This is a genomic window from Streptomyces sp. NPDC057682 (genome assembly GCF_042799575.1).
In the GTDB taxonomy this organism is placed as follows: domain Bacteria; phylum Actinomycetota; class Actinomycetes; order Streptomycetales; family Streptomycetaceae; genus Streptomyces.
In genome coordinates this window covers 159,555-179,236 of sequence record NZ_JBHVIN010000017.1, presented here as the reverse complement: position 1 = coordinate 179,236, position 19,682 = coordinate 159,555, and the positions used below count along the sequence as shown (strand labels likewise).

Below are 19,682 nucleotides of genomic sequence, written 5' to 3'. Positions count from 1 at the left end.
GGGGTCAATTGATGTCTGCGGTCCGGTCGGAGCGTACGGAGGGCGTGAGCGGTCCGCCGCGCGCCGCGTCCACCGCGGCGAGGAGCTCCGCCGGCCGGACTCCGCCGAACGCCGCGACGAGATGGCCGTCGGGTCTGACCAGCAGCACGGTGTGCGCGGAGGCGGCCGGGTACTCCTCGGCGACCAAGACCTCGGCGGGCACCGGCAGCCCGTCCACCGTCTCGACGAGCCGGGGCATCACCCCGGCCCGCATCCAGTGCCGCCGGTCCCACACCCCGGTCCCCGGAGCCACCAGCACCACCAGGAACCTCCCCTGCCCCAGCCGTTCCCGGAGCCGTACGCGCGTTCCGTCCGGTGCCGTCACCCGCACATCGGCCACCGGCGCACCGGGGGGCGTACCGACGGGGACGTGCGCCTCCGCGCGCGGGGGCGCAAGGGGGGAATGGGAGTAGGAAGGGGGCGCACCAAGGGGGCCACAGCCCAGATGTCCGTCGGTGAGCAGCGTGTCGTGCCCCCGTGCGCTCCCCGGGACGAGGGTCCGCAGCCCGCCGCCGCCCCGCAGTATCGGCAGCGACTGGTCGGCCGCGCGCAGCCGTGCGGCCACCGCGGCCCGCCGTTCGGACTGGTAGCTGTCGAGCAGCGCGTCCGAGGCGCCCTGGTGCCAGGCCACCGCGAGCTTCCACGCCAGGTTCTCCGCGTCGCGCAGCCCCTCGTCGAGCCCCTGGGTGCCCAGCGCCCCCAGTAGATGTGCCGCGTCCCCCGCCAGGAAGGCCCGCTTCACCCGCCAGCGCAGCGCGAGCCGGTGGTGCAGCGTGTGGACCCCGGTGTCCAGCAGTTCGTACGGCGGCGTCTCGCCGCACCAGCCGGCCAGGGTGTCCCTGACCCGGGTGACCAGGGCGTCCGGGGTGACCAGCTCGCCGCGCGGCGGAAGCAGCCAGTCCAGCCGCCAGACCCCGTCGGGCAGCGGCCGCGCGGTGACCTCGGCGCCCCCGGTGCGCCACGGCGGCGAGCGGTGCAGGACGGCCTCGCCGGGCCACGGCAGTTCGGTGCGCAGCGCGGCCACGGCCTGTCGCTCCACCGCCGTACGCCCGGGGAACCGGATTTCCAGGAGCTTGCGCACGGTGGACCGGGCGCCGTCGCAGCCCACCAGATAACTCCCGCGCCACCAGGTCGAACCCGGCTCCCGGGTGTGCACCGTGACACCGTCCCGGTCCTGCTCCAGGGTGTCGATCCGGCTGGCTCCGGCCGTTCGGACCAGCTCGTGCGCGGCGACCGCAGCCCGCAGCCCGCGGACCAGCGCGTGCTGGGGCACATGGACCGGGGCGACCGGCATCCCGCCGTCCGGGGAGCCCGTGCCGAGTGCCAGCTGGCGCATCACCTGGCCGCGGCGCAGCGACCGCCAGCCCGACCAGCGCAGCCCCTCGTCCTGGAGCGACTTGCAGCCGAGCCGTTCCACCAGGTCGGCGGTGTCCTCGCGCAGCACGACGGTGCGGGCCGGACGGATCTCCTCGCGTTCCGGGTCCTCGTCGAGGAGCACCGAGGGAACCCCCTGGGCCGCGAGTGCCAGCGACAGCACCAGGCCGACCGGCCCGGCACCGACGACGATCACCGGGTCCACGGCGCGGCCTCCGGGTCACCCGTGGCCGGACGCGGGGTGGCGCACGTACGGAGCGAAGGGGCCGTGACGGCCCCCCGGGCGGGGGGCGGTGTCGACGGGGATGCGGCGGCGGGAGCTCGGTGCGCGATCACAGAACGTATGCAACCTACTGCCGGTGCGTGCGTCAAGTGACACCCGGACGCGGCGAGGGGCAGGGGCGTGCGTGCCCCTGCCCCTCGTGCGACGTCCGCCGACGCGGCGTCAGTTCTCGTTCGAGTCCATGAGCAGCACCGGCTCACCGGCCGTCGTCGGTGCGCCCCCCTTGCCCCCGCTCTTCTTCCGCTGCCGGAGCCAGCGCTCCAGCCAGCTCGCGAACGAGGTGAGGGAGAAGTTCAGCGCGATGTAGATCAGCGCGATGACGGTGAAGCAGGCGATGGTGTTCGCGCCGTAGTTCGCCGACATCGGCCGGACGGAGGCCAGCAGTTCGGGGAACGTCATCATGGCGCCACCCAGCGCGGTGTCCTTCACGATGACCACGAGCTGGCTGACGATCGCAGGCAGCATGGCGGTGACCGCCTGCGGCAGCAGCACGAAGACCATGATCTGGCCCTTGCGCATGCCGATCGCCTTGGCCGCGTCCGTCTGGCCGCGCGGCAGGGTCTCGATGCCGGTCCGCACGATCTCCGCGAGCACCGAGGCGTTGTAGAGCACCAGCCCGGTGATGACGGCGTACAGCGGGCGGGTGTCCGTGCTGATGTCCGTGTACTCGGAGTACACCGCGTTCGCGATGATCATCAGGATCAGCACCGGGATCGCGCGGAAGAACTCCACGACCACCCCGGCCGGGATCCGCACCCACCGGTGGTCCGACAGCCGGCCGATCCCGAACAGGGCGCCCAGCGGCAGCGCGATGAGCAGCGCGTAGAACGCGGCCTTCAGCGTGTTCTCCAGGCCGGGCCAGATGTACGTTTCCCAGGGCTGGGGACTGGTGAAGAACGGCTTCCACTTGACCCAGTCGAGCTGGTGCTTCGAGTTGAGGCCGTCGTACACCCACCACACCACGGCCGCCGCGGCGACCAGGAAGAGGACCGTGTAGAGGATGTTCCGCCGCTTGGCGCGGGGGCCCTGGGCGTCGTAGAGGACGGAACTCATCGCTTCACCGCCACCTTCTTGCTCACCCAGCCGAGGAGGAGGCCGGTCGGGAGGGTCAGAACGATGAAGCCGAAGGCGAAGACGCCCGCGATCAGCAGCAGTTGGGCCTCCGCCTCGATCATGCCCTTCATCAGGTACGAGGCCTCCGCCACACCGATCGCCGAGGCGACCGTGGTGTTCTTCGTCAGCGCGATCAGCACGTTCGAGAGCGGGTTGACGACGGAACGGAACGCCTGCGGAAGGATGATCAGCCGCAGCACCTGCGTGAACGTCAGGCCGAGGGCCCGAGCCGCCTCGGCCTGGCCGACCGGCACGGTGTTGATGCCGGACCGCAGGGCCTCGCAGACGAAGGAGGCCGTGTAGGCCGCCAGGGCGAGCACCGCGAGCCGGAAGTTGATGGCGGTGAAGTCACTGGCCCCGAGGTTCACACCCAGCGTCTGGTTCAGGCCCAGCGATGCGAAGATGATGATCACGGTCAGCGGGGTGTTCCGGACGACGTTGACGTAGCCGGTGGCGAAGCCGCGCATCAGGGGGACCGGGCTGACCTTCATGCCGGCCAGCAGCGTTCCCCATATGAGGGAGCCGAGGGCGGAGTAGACGGTGAGCTTCACCGTCACCCAGAAGGCCCCCAACAGGTCATAACCTTCAAGAAAGTCGAACACGATCTCCCGTGCTTCCACGTGTAGGAGGGCACGGCGCGCCGCCGTCAGCGGCGGCGCGCCCGGTCAGCCCTGCTTCACTTGACGACGTTGCCGATCTTCGGCGCTTCCTCGTTCTTGTAGCCGGCCGGACCGAAGTTGGCGTCCACGGCCTTCTTCCACGAGCCGTCCGAGACCATCTTGGTCAGCGCGTCGTTGATCTTCTTCTTGAGGTCGGCGTCGCCCTTCTTCAGACCGATGCCGTAGTTCTCGTTGGTCATCTTGAAGCCGGCCAGCTTGAACTTGCCCTTGTTGGCGTCCTGCGAGGCGTAACCGGCCAGGATGCTGTCGTCCGTGGTCAGGGCGTCGACGACCTTGTTCTCCAGGCCGGTCAGGCACTCCGAGTAGCCGCCGAACTCCTGGAGCTGCGCCTTCGGGGCCAGCTTGTCGTGGACGTTCTTCGCCGAGGTCGAGCCGGTGACCGAGCAGAGCTTCTTGTTGTTCAGGTCGGACGGCGACTTGAACGAGTTGTCGTCCGCGCGGACCAGGATGTCCTGGTGGGCGAGGAGGTACGGGCCCGCGAAGTCGACCTTCTGAAGACGCTCGTCGTTGATCGAGTAGGAGGCGACGATGAACTTGACGTCACCGCGCGAGATCGCCGTCTCGCGGTCGGCGCTCTTCGTCTCCTTGAACTCGATCTTGTCGGCGGCGTAGCCGAGCTCCTTGGCGACGTACGTGGCGACGTCGACGTCGAAACCGGTGTACTTGCCGTCCGGCGTCTTCAGACCGAGACCGGGCTGGTCGATCTTGATGCCGATCGTGATCTTCCCGCCGCCGCCCGAACCGGACGAGTCGTCCTTCTTGTCGTCGGAACCGCAGGCGGTGGCGGTCAGGGCGAGCGCGAGCACGGCGGCCGAGGCGGCGGTGACCTTACGAAGCTGCATGGTGAAATTCCCTAGGGTTGACGCGATGTGAGTGATCAGCCGGTCCGTGGGACCGGTGCCGAAGCCTCGTCAGTGGTGCAGGATCTTCGACAGGAAGTCCTTGGCGCGGTCACTGCGCGGATTGCTGAAGAACTGGTCCGGCGTGGCTTCTTCGACGATCTTCCCGTCCGCCATGAAGACCACACGGTTCGCGGCGGACCGGGCGAAACCCATCTCGTGCGTGACCACGACCATGGTCATGCCTTCCCGGGCGAGCTGCTGCATGACCTCCAGCACCTCGTTGATCATCTCCGGGTCGAGCGCGGAGGTCGGCTCGTCGAAGAGCATGACCTTGGGGTCCATCGCCAACGCCCGTGCGATCGCCACGCGTTGCTGCTGGCCGCCGGAGAGCTGGGAGGGGTACTTGTCGGCCTGGGCGCCGACGCCCACCCGGTCGAGCAGCGCGCGCGCCTTCTCCTCGGCCGCCTTCTTGTCCGCCTTGCGGACCTTGAGCTGGCCGAGCGTCACGTTCTCCAGCACCGTCTTGTGCGCGAAGAGATTGAACGACTGGAAGACCATGCCGACGTCGGCGCGCAGCCGCGCCAGCTCCTTGCCCTCCTGGGGCAACGGCTTCCCGTCGATCGTGATCGCGCCCGAGTCGATCGTCTCCAAGCGGTTGATCGTGCGGCACAGCGTGGACTTCCCGGACCCGGACGGCCCGATGACGACCACGACCTCGCCGCGGGCGATCGTCAGGTCGATGTCCTGGAGCACATGCAGCGCGCCGAAGTGCTTGTTGACGTTGCTCAGCACCACCAGGTCGCCGGCCGCGGGTGCAGCGTCCTCGACGCCCTTGGTCACTGAAACTCCGCTCATCGGCTTCTTGCTCCGTCCTCCTCGGTTGGCAAGGACCTTAGTGACGCAGTGCGACCAGCGTCATTACATCTGAGCGGAAATTGAGCATAACGATCCGGCGGCAACCGGACACTATGCGTGAACGGGACGACCCGTGGAACCCCCGGGGCGTACCGGGTGCATAACGGAAACCCGGATGCAACGGGCGGGCCCTTGACTGGCCCACCGCTCATCGGAGTGGATGCCCTGGTACACCCTGACGTGAAACGCCCCGATACGGGGAAGTGACCAGAGGCGTACGCGACCGTACACGGCACACCGAGACCACGCCTTCGGAGAGGGGGGCCCATGAGACTGCTGCTCGTCGAGGACGACAACCACGTGGCCGCCGCCCTGTCCGCGATCCTCGCCCGGCACGGCTTCCGGGTGGTGCACGCCCGCAGCGGCGAGGAGGCCCTCCAGGCGCTCCTGCCCACCGACACCGAGCCCTTCGGCGTCGTCCTCCTGGACCTGGGACTGCCCGACCAGGACGGCTACGAGGTGTGCGGGAAGATCCGCAAGCGCAGCTCCGTGCCCGTGATCATGGTGACCGCGCGGGCCGACGTCCGCTCCCGGATCCACGGCCTCAACCTCGGCGCCGACGACTACGTCACCAAGCCGTACGACACCGGTGAGCTCCTCGCGCGCATCCACGCGGTCAGCCGCCGCAAGACGGCCGGCGAGGACACCGCGCCCACCCCGCTCGCCGCGCTGCGCCTGGGCCATGTGCACATCGAGCTGCCGACCCGCAGGGTCAGCGTGGACGGCAGCGAAGTGCAGCTCACCCGCAAGGAGTTCGATCTGCTGGCCCTGCTCGCCCAGCGGCCCGGGGTGGTGTTCCGCCGCGAGCAGATCATCAGCGAGGTGTGGCGCACCAGCTGGGAGGGTACGGGGCGCACGCTGGAGGTGCACGTTGCCTCACTGCGCTCCAAGCTGCGGCTGCCCGCCCTGATCGAGACGGTGCGCGGTGTCGGTTACCGGCTCGTCGCCCCGTCCGCGTAGAGGCGACCGTTCCCGTTGCGCACCCGGCTGCTCCCGCTGCTCATCGTCCTCATGGCGAGCGTCCTGCTGGCGCTCGGCTTCCCGCTGGCGGTGAGCGTGGCGGCGGCGCAGCAGCAGCGCGTCGTCATCGACCGGATCGACGACACGGCACGCTTCGCGGCGCTCGCCCAGTTCATCACCGAGCGCACCACCGGCTACGACGAGCGGCGCCGCACGCTCCAGATCGAACTGGAGACCTACGCCGGGGTGTACGGCATCCGCGCCGGTGTCTTCTACCGCGACGACACCGCGATGGCCAAGGCCCCCGCCGCCTGGGCGCTGCCCGCCGAGGGCGAGGGCCGCCAGGCCTTCAAGGAGGCGCTGCTCGGCCGGCGCAGCCACGATCCGCCGCAGGTCTGGCCCTGGCAGGACGGACGTGTCGTCGTGGCCTCGCCCGTCGTCCGGGACGGCGACGTGATCGCCGTCGTCGTCATCGACTCGCCCACCGGGGAAATGCGCTCCGGCACGCTCCGCGGCTGGCTGCTGATCGCCGCCGGCGAGGTGGTCGCCATGCTGGTCGCGCTCGGCGCGGCGAACCGCCTCACCGGCTGGGTCCTGCTGCCCGTACGGACCCTGGACGCCGCCGCCCACGACATCGCCAGCGGAAGGATGCGCTCCAGGGTCGCGGCCTCCGGCGGACCGCCGGAACTCCGGCGCCTGGCCCGCTCGTTCAACGAGATGGCCGACAACGTGGAGGACGTGCTGGAGCAGCAGCGCGCCTTCGTCGCCGACGCCTCGCACCAGTTGCGCAACCCGCTGGCCGCGCTGCTCCTGCGCATCGAGCTGCTCGCCCTCGAACTGCCCGAGGGCAACGAGGAGATCGCCTCCGTGCGCACCGAGGGCAAGCGCCTCGGCCAGGTCCTCGACGACCTGCTCGATCTGGCGCTCGCCGAGCACGCCGACGCCGATCTGCGCCTCACCGACATCGGCGCGCTGACCGCGGAGCGCGTCGCCTCGTGGCGGCCGGTGGCCGAGGAGAAGGGCGTACGGCTCCGGGCGGACGACCTGCCGGCCGTCACCGCCTGGGCCGACCCCGTCGCCCTGTCCAGCGCGCTCGACGCCGTCATCGACAACGCGCTCAAGTTCACCCCGGCGGACGAGGAGGTCCGGGTCTCCGTCGCCGTGGCCGGCGCCCATGCCACCGTCGTCGTCGCGGACCACGGCCCCGGCCTCACCGACCAGGAGATGGAACGCATCGGCGACCGGTTCTGGCGCAGCTCCCAGCACCAGAACATCAGCGGCTCCGGCCTCGGCCTCTCCATCTCCAAGGCGCTGCTCGCCGCGGGCGGCGGCACGCTGTCCTGCTCCCGCAACACCCCGCACGGGTTGTGCGTGACCGTCTCGGTGCCCCGCGACGACCCCCGGGGCTGAGCAGACCCCGGCCCGTCAGGGCTTGACCGAGCGGTAGTACCGCTTGGCCCCCTCGTGCAGCGGCAGCGGATCGGTGTAGATCGCCGTCCGCAGGTCCACCAACTGCGCGGCGTGCACCTCGCGGCCGATCCGATCCCGGCTGTCGATCACGGTACGGGTGAACGCCTCCGTCATCGCCGGGTCCGTGCGGTCGGTGGTCACCAGCACATTGGCCACCGCGACCGTGGGGACGGCCTGGCCCTGCTGGGCGTTGAGGTAGGCGTCGGCGGGCATCACGGCGGAGCGGTAGTACCGCGTCGAGCCGCCGGCCGCCTGGAGCCGCTTGACGAGCGCCTCCTCCAGGGGCACCAACCGGATCGGGAAGCGGGCCGCGAGATCGGCCACCGCACTGGTGGGCAGCCCGCCCGACCAGAAGAAGGCGTCCAGCCGGCCGTCCTCCAGCAGCTTCGGCATGGTGTCGATCCCGGCCGGCACCGCCGTCACGTCCTCGACCGGGTCCAGCCCGGCCGCCGTCATGATCCGGTCCGCGACCAGCCGCACCCCCGAGCCCGGCTGCCCGACCGCGACGGTCCGGCCCCGCAGATCGGCGACCTTGCCGATGTCCGAGCCGCGCTTCACGACGAGCTGGATGTAGTCGTCGTACAGCCGTACACAGCCGCGCAGCCGCTCGAAACCGGGCTTGCGGTCCCGGAGGTACGTGGCGAGCGCGTCGGTGGTCGCGATGGTGAAGTCCGCCCGGCCCGTCGCCACCCGGGCGATGTTCTGCTGCGAGCCCTCACTGGTCTGCAGGTGTATGGAGACGTTCGGCAGATCCTTGTCCAGGGCGCCCCTGAGCCGCTCGCCGTAGCGCTGGTAGACACCGCTGCGCACCCCGGTGCTGAAGGTCAGCGAGCCCGTCGGAGCCGGTTCCCCCAGGGGCAGCAGCCACCACAGCAGCAGTCCGAGCACGACGGCGAGGACGGCGCCCGCCCGCAGCGAGCGCCGCCGGACCGTTCGGGAGAGCGCCGGGAGCATGGCGGCGATCCTGCCAGGTCCGTCCCGGCCCTGACCAGGGGCGGCCCGTGATCCCGCACCCGTGCGACCCCGGCCGCGACGGGAGGTGTCCGGGCAGCGCCTACCCTTGTCGCATGAGCAGCGGCAACCGGAGCGAAGCAGTGGACGTCAGAAAAAGCTATGAGGTGCGCACCTACGGGTGCCAGATGAACGTCCACGACTCCGAGCGGCTCTCGGGTCTGCTGGAGGACGCCGGGTACGTACGGGCTCCCGAGGGCTCCGACGGCGACGCCGACGTCGTCGTCTTCAACACCTGCGCGGTCCGCGAGAACGCCGACAACAAGCTCTACGGCAACCTCGGCCGCCTCGCCCCGATGAAGACGAAGCGCCCCGGCATGCAGATCGCCGTCGGCGGCTGCCTCGCCCAGAAGGACCGCGACACCATCGTCGAGCGGGCCCCCTGGGTCGACGTCGTCTTCGGCACGCACAACATCGGCAAGCTGCCCGTCCTGCTGGAGCGCGCCCGCGTCCAGGAGGAGGCGCAGATCGAGATCGCCGAATCCCTGGAGGCCTTCCCCTCCACGCTGCCCACCCGCCGCGAGTCGGCGTACGCCGCCTGGGTCTCGATCTCCGTCGGCTGCAACAACACCTGCACCTTCTGCATCGTCCCGGCGCTGCGCGGCAAGGAGAAGGACCGCCGGACCGGTGACATCCTCGCCGAGATCGAGGCCCTGGTCGCCGAGGGCGTCTCCGAGATCACCCTGCTCGGCCAGAACGTCAACGCCTACGGCTCCGACATCGGCGACCGCGAGGCGTTCTCCAAGCTGCTGCGCGCCTGCGGACGGATCGAGGGCCTGGAGCGGGTCCGCTTCACCTCGCCGCACCCGCGCGACTTCACCGACGACGTGATCGCCGCCATGGCCGAGACGCCGAACGTGATGCCGCAGCTCCACATGCCCATGCAGTCCGGCTCCGACCGGGTCCTGAAGGCCATGCGCCGCTCGTACCGGCAGGAACGCTTCCTCGGGATCATCGACAAGGTGCGGGCCGCGATGCCCGACGCCGCGATCTCCACCGACATCATCGTCGGCTTCCCCGGCGAGACCGAGGAGGACTTCGAGCAGACCATGCACGCGGTCCGCGAGGCGCGCTTCGCCAACGCCTTCACCTTCCAGTACTCCAAGCGCCCCGGGACCCCCGCCGCCGACATGGAGGGCCAGATCCCCAAGGAGGTCGTCCAGGAGCGCTACATGCGCCTGTCCGCCCTCCAGGAGGAGATCTCCTGGGAGGAGAACAAGAAGCAGGTCGGCCGCACCCTGGAGGTCATGGTCGCCGAGGGCGAGGGCCGCAAGGACGGTGCCACCCACCGCCTGTCCGGCCGCGCACCCGACAACCGCCTCGTGCACTTCACCAAGCCGGACGAGGACGTGCGGCCGGGCGACGTGGTGACCGTTGGGATCAGCTACGCCGCTCCGCACCACCTGCTCGCCGAGGGCGCCCCCCTCGCCGTGCGGCGCACCCGCTCCGGCGACGCCTGGGCCCGGCGCAACGCCGCCGAGGCCGCCAAGCCGGCCGGTGTCATGCTCGGCCTGCCGAAGATCGGCGCCCCCGAGCCGCTGCCCGCCGCCTCGGCCCCCGGCTGCGGCTGCGACTGACCGGACCGACCGGCTCCGCCACGGAGTGCGGTGGCACCCGCCCCGGCGCGGGCGCTGCCGCACTCCGGCGTACGCGCGTGGCACGATCCGCGCGAGCGCGGTCAGGGCAGTGATCAGGCCGCACTCCGGCGTACGCGGGTGGCACACGGCCGGGCGACGGGCGGCCAGTACGCTGCCCTCCATGCTTGTCGCCGCCGCTGTCTGTCCCTGCCCCCCGCTGCTCGTCCCCGACGTCGCCGCCGGTGCCGCGCCCGAACTCGACCCCCTGAGGGCCGCGTGCGCCGACGCACTGGGCGTCCTGGCCGCCGCCCGGCCCGATCTCCTCGTCGTGGTCGGTCCGGCGGGCCTCGCGGGCCGCGGCCCGCACCCCGAGGGCGCCACCGGGGACTTCCGCGAGTTCGGCGTCGACCTCGGCGTACGGCTCGGACGCGACCTCGGGTCGACGGCCGAGCGCCCGCTCGCCCCGTCCCTCGCCGTCGGCGCCTGGCTGCTGGCCGACGCCGGATGGGACGGCGCGCCCGTCGAGGCGCTCGGGGTGGGCGAACCGCTGGAGACCGCCCGCTGCGTGGCGGAGGGGCGCGCGCTGGCCGCCCGCGCGGACCGGGTCGCCCTGCTGGTGATGGGCGACGGCAGTGCCTGCCGCACCCTGAAGGCCCCCGGCTACCTCGACGAGCGCGCCGCCGGATTCGACGCGGCCGCCGCCCGCGCGCTCGCCGCCGCGGACCCGGACGCGCTGATGGCACTGGACGAGACCCTGGCGTACGAACTCAAGGCCGCGGGCCGCGCGCCCTGGCAGCTGCTCGCCGGGGCGGCCCAGGGGGCCCGGCCGGTCGGCCGCCTGCTGTACGACGACGCGCCCTACGGCGTGGGCTATCTGGTCGCCGCCTGGTCCTGAGGTGCTCGCCCGTACGCGCGAAGGCCGCGGAGCACAATGCTCCGCGGCCTTCGCGCGCGGCTCCGTCAGGACCGGGGATCAGGAGGCGGGAGGCGTACTGCCGGGAGCCGGCGGCTTGCCGTCGCCGTCCTTGTGGGACAGCTTCTCCCTCGCGTCCTTCGCCTTCTGCGTGCCGGACACGATCTTGTCGCTGTACTTGCCCTTGGTCTTCTCGTCCACGGTCCGCGCGGCCTTGTCGAGCCCCTGGTCGATCTTCTCCCCGTGCTGCTGCGCGAGGTCGCTGATCTTGTCCTTCGCCGGGCCGAGCTTCGCCTTCAAACTGTCCATGAGGCCCATCGGGCACCTTCTCTGCTGGGGGCTGCGTGCGCGTGCTCTCTCCGGCTCCGCCTACCCGCCCCACCCCGGCGCATTCCCGGCCGCCGACGGAGGCGGATCGGGGAGGCCGACGGCGGAACCGTGAGAAACCACCCATATGTAGTCGTCAGTTTACTCGACGGCTCGTCATACGGCGTCCGGCCCGTCCCTCCCGCATCGTCCGTTCGGGAACGGCCCCGAGGTTTGCGAGACTGTGCCGGTGACAAGTCCAGCTCCCGCACCGCGGGTCATCACCGTCGTCGGTCCCACCGCAGCCGGAAAGTCCGACCTGGGGGTGTTCCTCGCGCAGCGGCTCGGGGGCGAAGTGGTCAACGCCGACTCCATGCAGCTCTACCGCGGCATGGACATCGGCACCGCCAAGCTCACCCCGGCCGAGCGCGGATCCGTCCCCCACCACCTGCTGGACATCTGGGACGTCACCGAGACCGCCAGCGTCGCCGAGTACCAGCGCCTGGCCCGCGCCGAGATCGACCGGCTGCTCGCCGAGGGCCGCACCCCCGTCCTGGTCGGCGGCTCCGGCCTCTACGTGAAGGGCGCCATCGACGCCCTGGAGTTCCCCGGCACCGACCCGGCCGTCCGCGCCGCCCTGGAGGCGGAGCTCGCCCTGCGCGGCTCGGGCGCCCTGCACGCACGGCTGGCGGCGGCCGACCCCGAGGCGGGCCGCGCCATCCTGCCCAGCAACGGCCGGCGCATCGTCCGCGCCCTTGAGGTCATCGAGATCACCGGCAAGCCCTTCACCGCCAACCTCCCCGGCGACGACGCGGTCTACGACGCCGTCCAGATCGGCGTCGACGTCGCCCGCCCCGAACTCGACGAGCGCATCGCCCGCCGCGTCGACCGGATGTGGGAGGCCGGACTCGTGGACGAGGTCCGCGCCCTGGAGGCGCGCGGGCTGCGCGAGGGCCGCACGGCCTCCCGCGCCCTCGGCTACCAGCAGGTCCTCGCCGCCCTGGCCGGGGAGTGCACCGAGGACGAGGCGCGCGCCGAGACCGTGCGCGCCACCAAACGCTTCGCGCGCCGTCAGGACTCCTGGTTCCGCCGCGACCCGCGCGTCCGGTGGCTGAACGGCGCCGTCGAGCACCGCGGGGAACTCCCGGGCCAGGCGCTGGCGTTGGTCGAACGGGCGGTTACAGCCTGATCACGTGATGGCATCGGGACGCCCTGCCCGTCAGTTCGGGGACCCGGAGCGTGCCATCATCGAGCATCGATCGACCAGTGGAGTCCGAGTTGGGAGGGCGCGTGGCGATGGAGGCCGGCCCTCGCGACACGGAACGAGACGCATCGCCGACGCGGCACGACGCGGGCGGTCTGAGCCCCGACGGGCCTGACGAGCCGACCGTGACCCCCGAGGTCGAGGTCGAGCTGCGGCCGGCCCGGCGGCTGCGCATCTGGCAGCTCGCGCCCATCGTGATGCTCGCCGCCCTCGGCTCGCTCATGTTCGCCTTCCCGCTCGCCTTCGAGGTGGGCGACGGCGGCCCGGTGGTCGCGATGCTGGGGCTGCTGATCAGCGGCTGCGCGGCCGGCTGGGGCATGATGGCCGCCCGTCGCGTCGGCTACACCTGGCCCGGACTGCCGGGCCGGGGCGCGGGGGAGCGCGCCGACTGGCGCGTGGTCGCCCTGTACGCCGCCGTGGCGCTCGCGCTGGTCGCGCTGGCCGTCTGGCGCGTGGCCCGGCTGCGCGGCTGAGGGACCCGCGCCCGTTTTCCCGCTGTCGGCGCCGCCTCGTACAGTTGTCCCGTGACCACCTCGCAGATCGCCTTCCTCAAGGGCCACGGCACCGAGAACGACTTCGTGATCGTTCCCGACCCGGACAACGCCCTGGACCTGCCCGTGTCCCTCGTCGCCGGGCTGTGCGACCGCCGGGCCGGCATCGGCGGTGACGGACTGCTCCACGTCGTGCGGAGCGCCGCCCACCCCGAGGGGCGGTCCATGGCGGACGAGGCCGAGTGGTTCATGGACTACCGCAACGCGGACGGCTCCGTCGCCGAGATGTGCGGCAACGGCGTGCGCGTCTTCGCCCGCTACCTCCAGCGGGCCGGCGCCGCCGAGGAGGGCGACCTGGCCGTCGCCACCCGCGGCGGGGTCAAGAAGGTGCACCTCGCCAAGAACGGCGACGTGACCGTCGCGATGGGCCGCGCCGCGCTTCCGGCCGACGGCGTCACCGTCACGGTCGACGGCCGCAGCTGGGACGCCCGCAACGTGAACATGGGCAACCCCCACGCGGTCGCCTTCGTCGACGACCTGGCGCACGCCGGCGCGCTCACCTCCGAGCCCTCCTACGGTCCCGCCCCGGTCTACCCCGACGGCGTCAACATCGAGTTCGTCGTCGACCGGGGCCCCCGGCACGTGGCCATGCGCGTCCACGAGCGCGGCTCCGGCGAGACCCGCTCCTGCGGCACCGGCGCCTGCGCGGTGGCCGTCGCGGCCGCCCGCCGGGACGGCGCCGACCCGGCCGTGACCGGCACCCCCGTCACGTACACCGTCGACCTGCCCGGCGGCACCCTCGTCATCACCGAGCACCCCGACGGCGGCATCGAGATGACCGGCCCCGCCGAGATCGTCGCCGAAGGCAAGATCGACACGGCCTGGCTCGAAACGCTGAACGGATAGCACTTCGCTCGAATGGGTGATCCGTTTCACGCTGAGCGAGAGCGGCACTCCGCCACGTGGTGGGCTCGGTAGCATCAAGCACCGGCCCGGAGGCGCGACCGCACCTTCCACCCGCCGGTCGACGCAGCCGGAGGTGCCCCATGAGCGCAGAGGCCACCAATCCAGGTGCTCCCGCCCGCAGGCGGAGCCGTCCCCGGATCGATCTGCGCCGGCTCGGCCGGGTGGCCCTGCTCGGCCCGGTCTCCCGGGACCGGCTGCCCGACGCCATCGGACACGTCGCCGAGACGCACCGGGCCCACCACCCCGACGCCGACCTCTCCGTGCTGCGCCGGGCCTACGTCCTCGCCGAGAGTTCGCACCGGGGACAGATGCGCAAGAGCGGCGAGCCGTACATCACCCATCCGCTCGCCGTCACCCTGATCCTCGCCCAGCTCGGCGCCGAGACCACCACCCTCACCGCCTCCCTCCTCCACGACACCGTCGAGGACACCGAGGTCACCCTCGACCAGGTGCGCGAGGAGTTCGGCGAGGAGGTCTGCTACCTGGTCGACGGCGTGACCAAACTGGAGAAGGTCGACTACGGGGCCGCGGCCGAACCCGAGACCTTCCGCAAGATGCTCGTGGCCACCGGCGACGACGTCCGCGTGATGTCGATCAAGCTCGCCGACCGCCTGCACAACATGCGCACCCTCGGTGTGATGCGCCCCGAGAAACAGGCCCGGATCGCCAGGGTCACCCGCGACGTGCTGATCCCGCTCGCCGAACGGCTCGGCGTCCAGGCACTCAAGACCGAGCTGGAGGACCTCGTCTTCGCGATCCTCCACCCCGAGGAGTACGCGCACACCCGGGCCCTGATCTCCGCCGCCACCACCGGCGACGACCCGCTCACCGCCACCGCGGACCGGGTCTCCGCGGTGCTCCGCGAGGCCGGCATCCCCGCCGAGACCGTCGTCCGGCCCCGCCACTTCGTCTCCGTCCACCGCGTCCGGATGAAACGCGGCGAACTGCGCGGCAGCGACTTCGGCCGGCTGCTGGTCCTGGTCGGCGAGGACGCCGACTGCTACGCCGTCCTCGGCGAACTGCACACCTGCTTCACACCGGTGATCTCCGAGTTCAAGGACTTCATCGCCTCACCCAAGTTCAACCTCTACCAGTCGCTGCACACCGCGGTGGTGGGCCCGCGGGGCGAAGTCGCCGAGGTCCTCATCCGCACCCACCGGATGCACCGGGTCGCCGAGGCCGGCGTCATCGCGCTCGGCAATCCGTACGCCGCCGACGGCACCGCCGGTGCCGAACCGGCCGACGGCGAGCGGGCCGACCCCACCCGCCCCGGCTGGCTCTCCAGGCTCCTCCAGTGGCAGCAGTCGGCCCCCGACCCCGACACCTTCTGGACCACCCTGCGCGCGGACCTCGCCGAGGACCGCGAGATCACCGTCTTCCGCACGGACGGCGGCACGCTCGGCCTGCCCGCGGGCGCCAGCTGCGTGGACGCCGCCTACGCGCAGTACGGCGACGCCGCGCACGCCTGCATCGGCGCCAGGGTGAACGGCCGGCTCGCCACCCTCGGCACGGTCCTCGGCGACGGCGACACCGTGCAGCTCCTGCTCGCGGAGGACGCCGCCTCCGGCCCCTCGCCCGCCTGGCTCGACCACGCCCGCACCCCGGCCGCCCGCATCGCCATCACCGGCTGGCTCGACGCCCATCCGCAGGACGCCGAGGACACCGCCCCGGCCGGCGCGCGCGGCCCCGTACCGCAGCCCGGCCGCCCGGCACGGACCGGAACGGCCCGGGAGTCCGCCCGGACCGTCGGCGCCGTGGTCGACGGACCCGACACCCCGGTCCGGCTGGCCGGCTGCTGCACCCCGGTGCCCCCCGACGACGTCACCGGATTCACCGTGCGCGGCGGCGCCGTCACCGTGCACCGGCTGGAGTGTCCGGCCGTCGGACGGATGGCCGCCGTCGGCCGGGTGCCCGTCCCCGTCAGCTGGGGCGACACCCCCGCCTGCCGGGTCACCCTGGTCGCCGAGTCCTTCGGCCGGCCCCGGCTGCTCGCCGACCTCACCGAGGCCATCGCCGGGGCCGACGCGGCCGTCGTCTCCGCCACCGTGGAACCCCCCAGCGAACAGCGCGTGCGCCACACCTACACGCTCCACCTCCCCGACGCGGCGGGACTCCCCGCGCTGATCCGCGCCATGCGCGAGGTGCCGGGGGTGTACGACGTGAGCCGTGCCCAGCACCCGGCCACCGCCCTCTGAGCGTTCCCCCGTCCGCCTCGGCGGACCCCGTTCGAGTGGCGCGGCGCGCGCCGCGCCTGTCGTGCGGGGCGGCGCTGATAGCCGTAGTCCATGCCGTTCCTCTCCCGCCCGCTGCGGGCCGCCCTGCTGGCCGCCGCAACGGTTTCCACGCTCGTCGCCGCCACCCTGCCCGCCCCGGTGCCCCTGGGCATCGGGGACCCGCTCTTCCCGCACCTGGGCAATCCCGGGTACGACGTCCTCGCCTACGACATCGCCCTCGACTACCGGGGCGACAACGACAGGCCGCTGGAGGCCGTCACCACGATCGACGCGCGCACGACCGAGGCGCTGGACCGGATCAACCTCGACTTCACCCGCGGCACCGTGCGCTCCGTCGCCGTCAACGGGGTGCGCGCCGACTTCACGGTGTCCGACGAGGACCTGATCGTGGAACCGATCGGCTCCCTCCCCGAGGGCGTGCCCGTACGCATCACCGTCCGGCACACCAGCGATCCGAGGGGCGAACGCGACACCGGCGGCTGGGTGCGGACCGCCGACGGGCTCGCGATGGCCAACCAGGCGGACGCCGGCCACCGCGTCTTCCCGGGCAACGACCACCCCGCCGACAAGGCGTACTTCACCTTCCGGGTCACCGCCCCGCAGGAGCTGACCGTGGTCGCCAACGGGGTGCGGACCGGCACGGCCCGCCACGGCGACCGCACCACCTGGACCTACCGCACCGAGCACCCCATGGCCACGGAACTGGCCCAGGTCAGCATCGGCCGCTCCGCCGTCGTCGAACGGACCGGACCGCACCGGCTGCCCGTGCGCGATGTCGTCCCCGCCGCCGAGCGGGAGGAACTGGAGCCCTGGCTGAGCAGGACACCCGGACATCTGGAGTGGATGGAACGCCAGGTGGGCCGCTATCCGTTCGAGAACTACGGGGTGCTCGTCGCCGACACCGAGACGGGGTTCGAGCTGGAGACCCAGACCCTCTCCCTGTTCGAGCGCCGGATGTTCACCGACGCCTTTCCCGCCTGGTACGTCGAATCCGTCATGGTCCATGAACTCGCCCACCAGTGGTTCGGCGACAGCGTCTCGCCCCGGACCTGGTCCGACCTCTGGCTCAACGAGGGACACGCCAGCTGGTACGAGGCGCGCTACGCCGAGGAGCACGGCGGCCCGGCGCTGGTGAAGCGGATGCGCGCCGCCTACGCCCGCTCCGACGACTGGCGCGCCGCGGGCGGACCGCCCGCCCGCCCCGCGCCGCCCTCGCCGGGCCACAAGATCAGCCTCTTCCGGCCGGTCGTCTACGACGGCAGCGCGCTCGTCCTCTACGCCCTCCGCCAGGAGATCGGCGCCGAGGCATTCGGCCTGCTGGAGCGGCTCTGGGTGCGCCGTCACCGGGACGACAACGCCACCACGGCCGATTTCACCGCCCTCGCCTCCCGGGTCGCGGGCCGCGACCTGACCGCGTTCCTCAGCGGCTGGCTGTACGGCACGCGCACACCGCCGATGCCGGGACACCCCGACTGGCGCGCGGAAACGCGGCCGGCCGCCGCGAAACCCGCGTGACGTCCCCGGGCCGCCGTGCCACTATCAACGGGTCGCCGCGGCGGCCGGACCGGAGAATTCCCCCGCGGGAATCATTCCAAGAGGTCACGCGTTGTGACTGATGAAACCCACACCTTTCGACGTAAGGATCCAATGACCTCCTCTTCTTCCCTTCCCCAGGACGCGCAGAACGCGCGGAGTGCCACGGAGAATGTCACCGAGAGCCTCACCGAGAGCCTTCGGGCCGACGCCCTGATGGAAGAGGACGTCGCCTGGAGCCACGAGATCGACGGAGCGCGGGACGGCGAACAGCTGGACCGCTCCGAGCGCGCAGCCCTGCGGCGTGTAGCGGGCCTCTCCACCGAACTCGAGGACGTCACCGAGGTCGAGTACCGGCAGCTGCGCCTGGAGCGCGTGGTGCTCGTCGGTGTCTGGACCTCGGGCACGGTGCAGGACGCCGAGAACTCCCTCGCGGAGCTGGCCGCGCTCGCCGAGACGGCGGGCGCCGAGGTGCTGGACGCGGTGTACCAGCGCCGTGACAAGCCCGACCCGGCCACCTACATCGGTTCCGGCAAGGCCCTTGAGCTGCGCGACATCGTGATCGAGTCGGGCGCGGACACCGTCGTCTGCGACGGTGAGCTGAGCCCCGGCCAGCTGATCCATCTGGAGGACGTCGTCAAGGTCAAGGTGGTCGACCGCACCGCCCTGATCCTCGACATCTTCGCCCAGCACGCCAAGTCCCGGGAGGGCAAGGCCCAGGTCTCGCTGGCCCAGATGCAGTACATGCTGCCCAGGCTGCGCGGCTGGGGTCAGTCGCTGTCCCGTCAGATGGGCGGCGGCGGATCCAGCGGCGGGGGCGGCATGGCCACCCGCGGTCCCGGTGAGACCAAGATCGAGACGGACCGGCGACGGATCCGCGAGAAGATGGCGAAGATGCGCCGGGAGATCGCGGAGATGAAGACCGGCCGCGAGATCAAGCGCCAGGAGCGCAAGCGCAACAAGGTCCCCTCGGTGGCCATCGCCGGCTACACCAACGCGGGCAAGTCCTCGCTGCTCAACCGGCTGACCGGTGCGGGCGTGCTGGTGGAGAACGCCCTGTTCGCCACCCTCGACCCGACCGTGCGCCGGGCCGAGACGCCCAGCGGGCGGGTCTACACCCTCGCCGACACCGTCGGGTTCGTACGGCACCTGCCGCACCACCTGGTCGAGGCGTTCCGCTCCACCATGGAGGAGGTCGGGGACTCCGATCTCATCCTCCACGTGGTGGACGGTTCGCACCCGGTCCCGGAGGAGCAGCTGGCCGCCGTGCGCGAGGTGATCCGTGAGGTGGGCGCGGTGGACGTGCCCGAGATCGTGGTCGTCAACAAGGCGGACGCGACCGACCCGCTGGTCCTCCAGCGGCTGCTGCGCAACGAGAAGCACGCGATCGCGGTGTCGGCGCGGACCGGTGCCGGAATCGACGAGCTGCTCGCGCTGATCGACAGCGAGCTGCCGAGGCCCTCGGTCGAGGTCGAGGCGCTCGTGCCGTACATCCAGGGCGGGCTGGTCTCCCGGGTGCACGCCGAGGGCGAGGTGATCTCCGAGGAGCACACGTCGGAGGGCACCCTGCTCAAGGCCCGGGTGCACGAGGAGCTGGCGGCCGAGCTGTCCACCTTCGTGCCCGCCGTGCACTGACCTTCCCGTACACGGGAAAGGCCCGCTCCCTCACGGGGGAGCGGGCCTTTCGCCTACCGTGCCACGGGTCGGCCGG

General features: G+C 71.9%; 17 protein-coding genes. 10 read left to right on the top strand and 7 right to left on the bottom strand.

The annotated features are described in order from the left end of the window. Positions 1–4 precede the first annotated feature (4 nt). The 5 genes from ACFVDM_RS28920 to ACFVDM_RS28900 form a co-directional block, all read right to left on the bottom strand. Positions 5–1,618 carry an FAD-dependent monooxygenase gene (locus ACFVDM_RS28920; protein WP_383646571.1) on the bottom strand — a complete coding sequence of 538 codons (1,614 nt, stop codon included), beginning with the start codon at positions 1,616–1,618 and terminating at the stop codon, positions 5–7. A gap of 240 nt (positions 1,619–1,858) precedes the next feature. Beyond that, positions 1,859–2,749 carry an amino acid ABC transporter permease gene (locus tag ACFVDM_RS28915; protein WP_383646568.1) on the bottom strand — a complete coding sequence of 297 codons (891 nt, stop codon included), beginning with the start codon at positions 2,747–2,749 and terminating at the stop codon, positions 1,859–1,861. Then, positions 2,746–3,411, bottom strand: a complete 666-nt coding sequence (locus ACFVDM_RS28910) for an amino acid ABC transporter permease (RefSeq protein ID WP_383646668.1) — start codon at positions 3,409–3,411, stop codon at positions 2,746–2,748. The genes ACFVDM_RS28915 and ACFVDM_RS28910 overlap by 4 nt, the downstream gene beginning before the upstream one ends. A gap of 74 nt (positions 3,412–3,485) precedes the next feature. Next, positions 3,486–4,331, bottom strand: coding sequence for a glutamate ABC transporter substrate-binding protein (locus ACFVDM_RS28905; protein WP_383646565.1), 846 nt, complete (start codon positions 4,329–4,331; stop codon positions 3,486–3,488). Between the two features lie 69 nt (positions 4,332–4,400). Beyond that, complete coding sequence (locus ACFVDM_RS28900) at positions 4,401–5,186, bottom strand: amino acid ABC transporter ATP-binding protein (RefSeq protein WP_383646561.1); 786 nt, start codon at positions 5,184–5,186, stop codon at positions 4,401–4,403. A 327-nt stretch (positions 5,187–5,513) separates the two neighbouring features. Here ACFVDM_RS28900 and ACFVDM_RS28895 point away from each other — a divergent pair, with 327 nt between their 5' ends. Continuing rightward, positions 5,514–6,206, top strand: a complete 693-nt coding sequence (locus ACFVDM_RS28895; RefSeq protein WP_383646558.1) for a response regulator transcription factor — start codon at positions 5,514–5,516, stop codon at positions 6,204–6,206. A 15-nt stretch (positions 6,207–6,221) separates the two neighbouring features. Further along, positions 6,222–7,616 (top strand): ATP-binding protein, encoded by a 1,395-nt coding sequence (locus ACFVDM_RS28890; protein ID WP_383646555.1) that lies wholly within the window; start codon positions 6,222–6,224, stop codon positions 7,614–7,616. Positions 7,617–7,631: 15 nt separating this feature from the next. Here ACFVDM_RS28890 and ACFVDM_RS28885 read toward each other — a convergent pair whose 3' ends face one another. Beyond that, positions 7,632–8,630, bottom strand: coding sequence for a TAXI family TRAP transporter solute-binding subunit (locus tag ACFVDM_RS28885; protein ID WP_383646549.1), 999 nt, complete (start codon positions 8,628–8,630; stop codon positions 7,632–7,634). A 113-nt stretch (positions 8,631–8,743) separates the two neighbouring features. Between ACFVDM_RS28885 and miaB the strand changes: the two genes are divergently transcribed. Further along, positions 8,744–10,264: a tRNA (N6-isopentenyl adenosine(37)-C2)-methylthiotransferase MiaB gene (gene miaB / locus ACFVDM_RS28880; protein WP_383646542.1), complete on the top strand. Its 1,521-nt coding sequence runs from the start codon at positions 8,744–8,746 to the stop codon at positions 10,262–10,264. Between the two features lie 181 nt (positions 10,265–10,445). Continuing rightward, complete coding sequence (locus ACFVDM_RS28875; RefSeq protein WP_383646537.1) at positions 10,446–11,159, top strand: class III extradiol dioxygenase subunit B-like domain-containing protein; 714 nt, start codon at positions 10,446–10,448, stop codon at positions 11,157–11,159. Positions 11,160–11,237: 78 nt separating this feature from the next. Here the strand turns inward: ACFVDM_RS28875 and ACFVDM_RS28870 are convergent, their stop codons facing one another. Next, positions 11,238–11,495 (bottom strand): antitoxin, encoded by a 258-nt coding sequence (locus ACFVDM_RS28870; RefSeq protein ID WP_383646531.1) that lies wholly within the window; start codon positions 11,493–11,495, stop codon positions 11,238–11,240. Between the two features lie 238 nt (positions 11,496–11,733). Between ACFVDM_RS28870 and miaA the strand changes: the two genes are divergently transcribed. The 6 genes from miaA (at position 11,734) to hflX (ending at position 19,606) form a co-directional block, all read left to right on the top strand. Next, a complete protein-coding gene (miaA, locus tag ACFVDM_RS28865) occupies positions 11,734–12,672 on the top strand; it encodes a tRNA (adenosine(37)-N6)-dimethylallyltransferase MiaA (RefSeq protein ID WP_383646526.1) in 939 nt (312 codons plus the stop codon). Between the two features lie 107 nt (positions 12,673–12,779). Then, complete coding sequence (locus ACFVDM_RS28860; protein WP_383646665.1) at positions 12,780–13,220, top strand: hypothetical protein; 441 nt, start codon at positions 12,780–12,782, stop codon at positions 13,218–13,220. Positions 13,221–13,271: 51 nt separating this feature from the next. Continuing rightward, positions 13,272–14,144, top strand: coding sequence for a diaminopimelate epimerase (dapF, locus tag ACFVDM_RS28855; protein ID WP_383646522.1), 873 nt, complete (start codon positions 13,272–13,274; stop codon positions 14,142–14,144). Positions 14,145–14,284: 140 nt separating this feature from the next. Next, a complete protein-coding gene (locus ACFVDM_RS28850) occupies positions 14,285–16,399 on the top strand; it encodes a RelA/SpoT family protein (RefSeq protein ID WP_383646519.1) in 2,115 nt (704 codons plus the stop codon). A 90-nt stretch (positions 16,400–16,489) separates the two neighbouring features. Beyond that, positions 16,490–17,953 (top strand): M1 family metallopeptidase, encoded by a 1,464-nt coding sequence (locus ACFVDM_RS28845; RefSeq protein WP_383646516.1) that lies wholly within the window; start codon positions 16,490–16,492, stop codon positions 17,951–17,953. A gap of 132 nt (positions 17,954–18,085) precedes the next feature. Then, positions 18,086–19,606, top strand: a complete 1,521-nt coding sequence (gene hflX, locus ACFVDM_RS28840; protein WP_383646514.1) for a GTPase HflX — start codon at positions 18,086–18,088, stop codon at positions 19,604–19,606. Positions 19,607–19,682 lie beyond the last annotated feature (76 nt).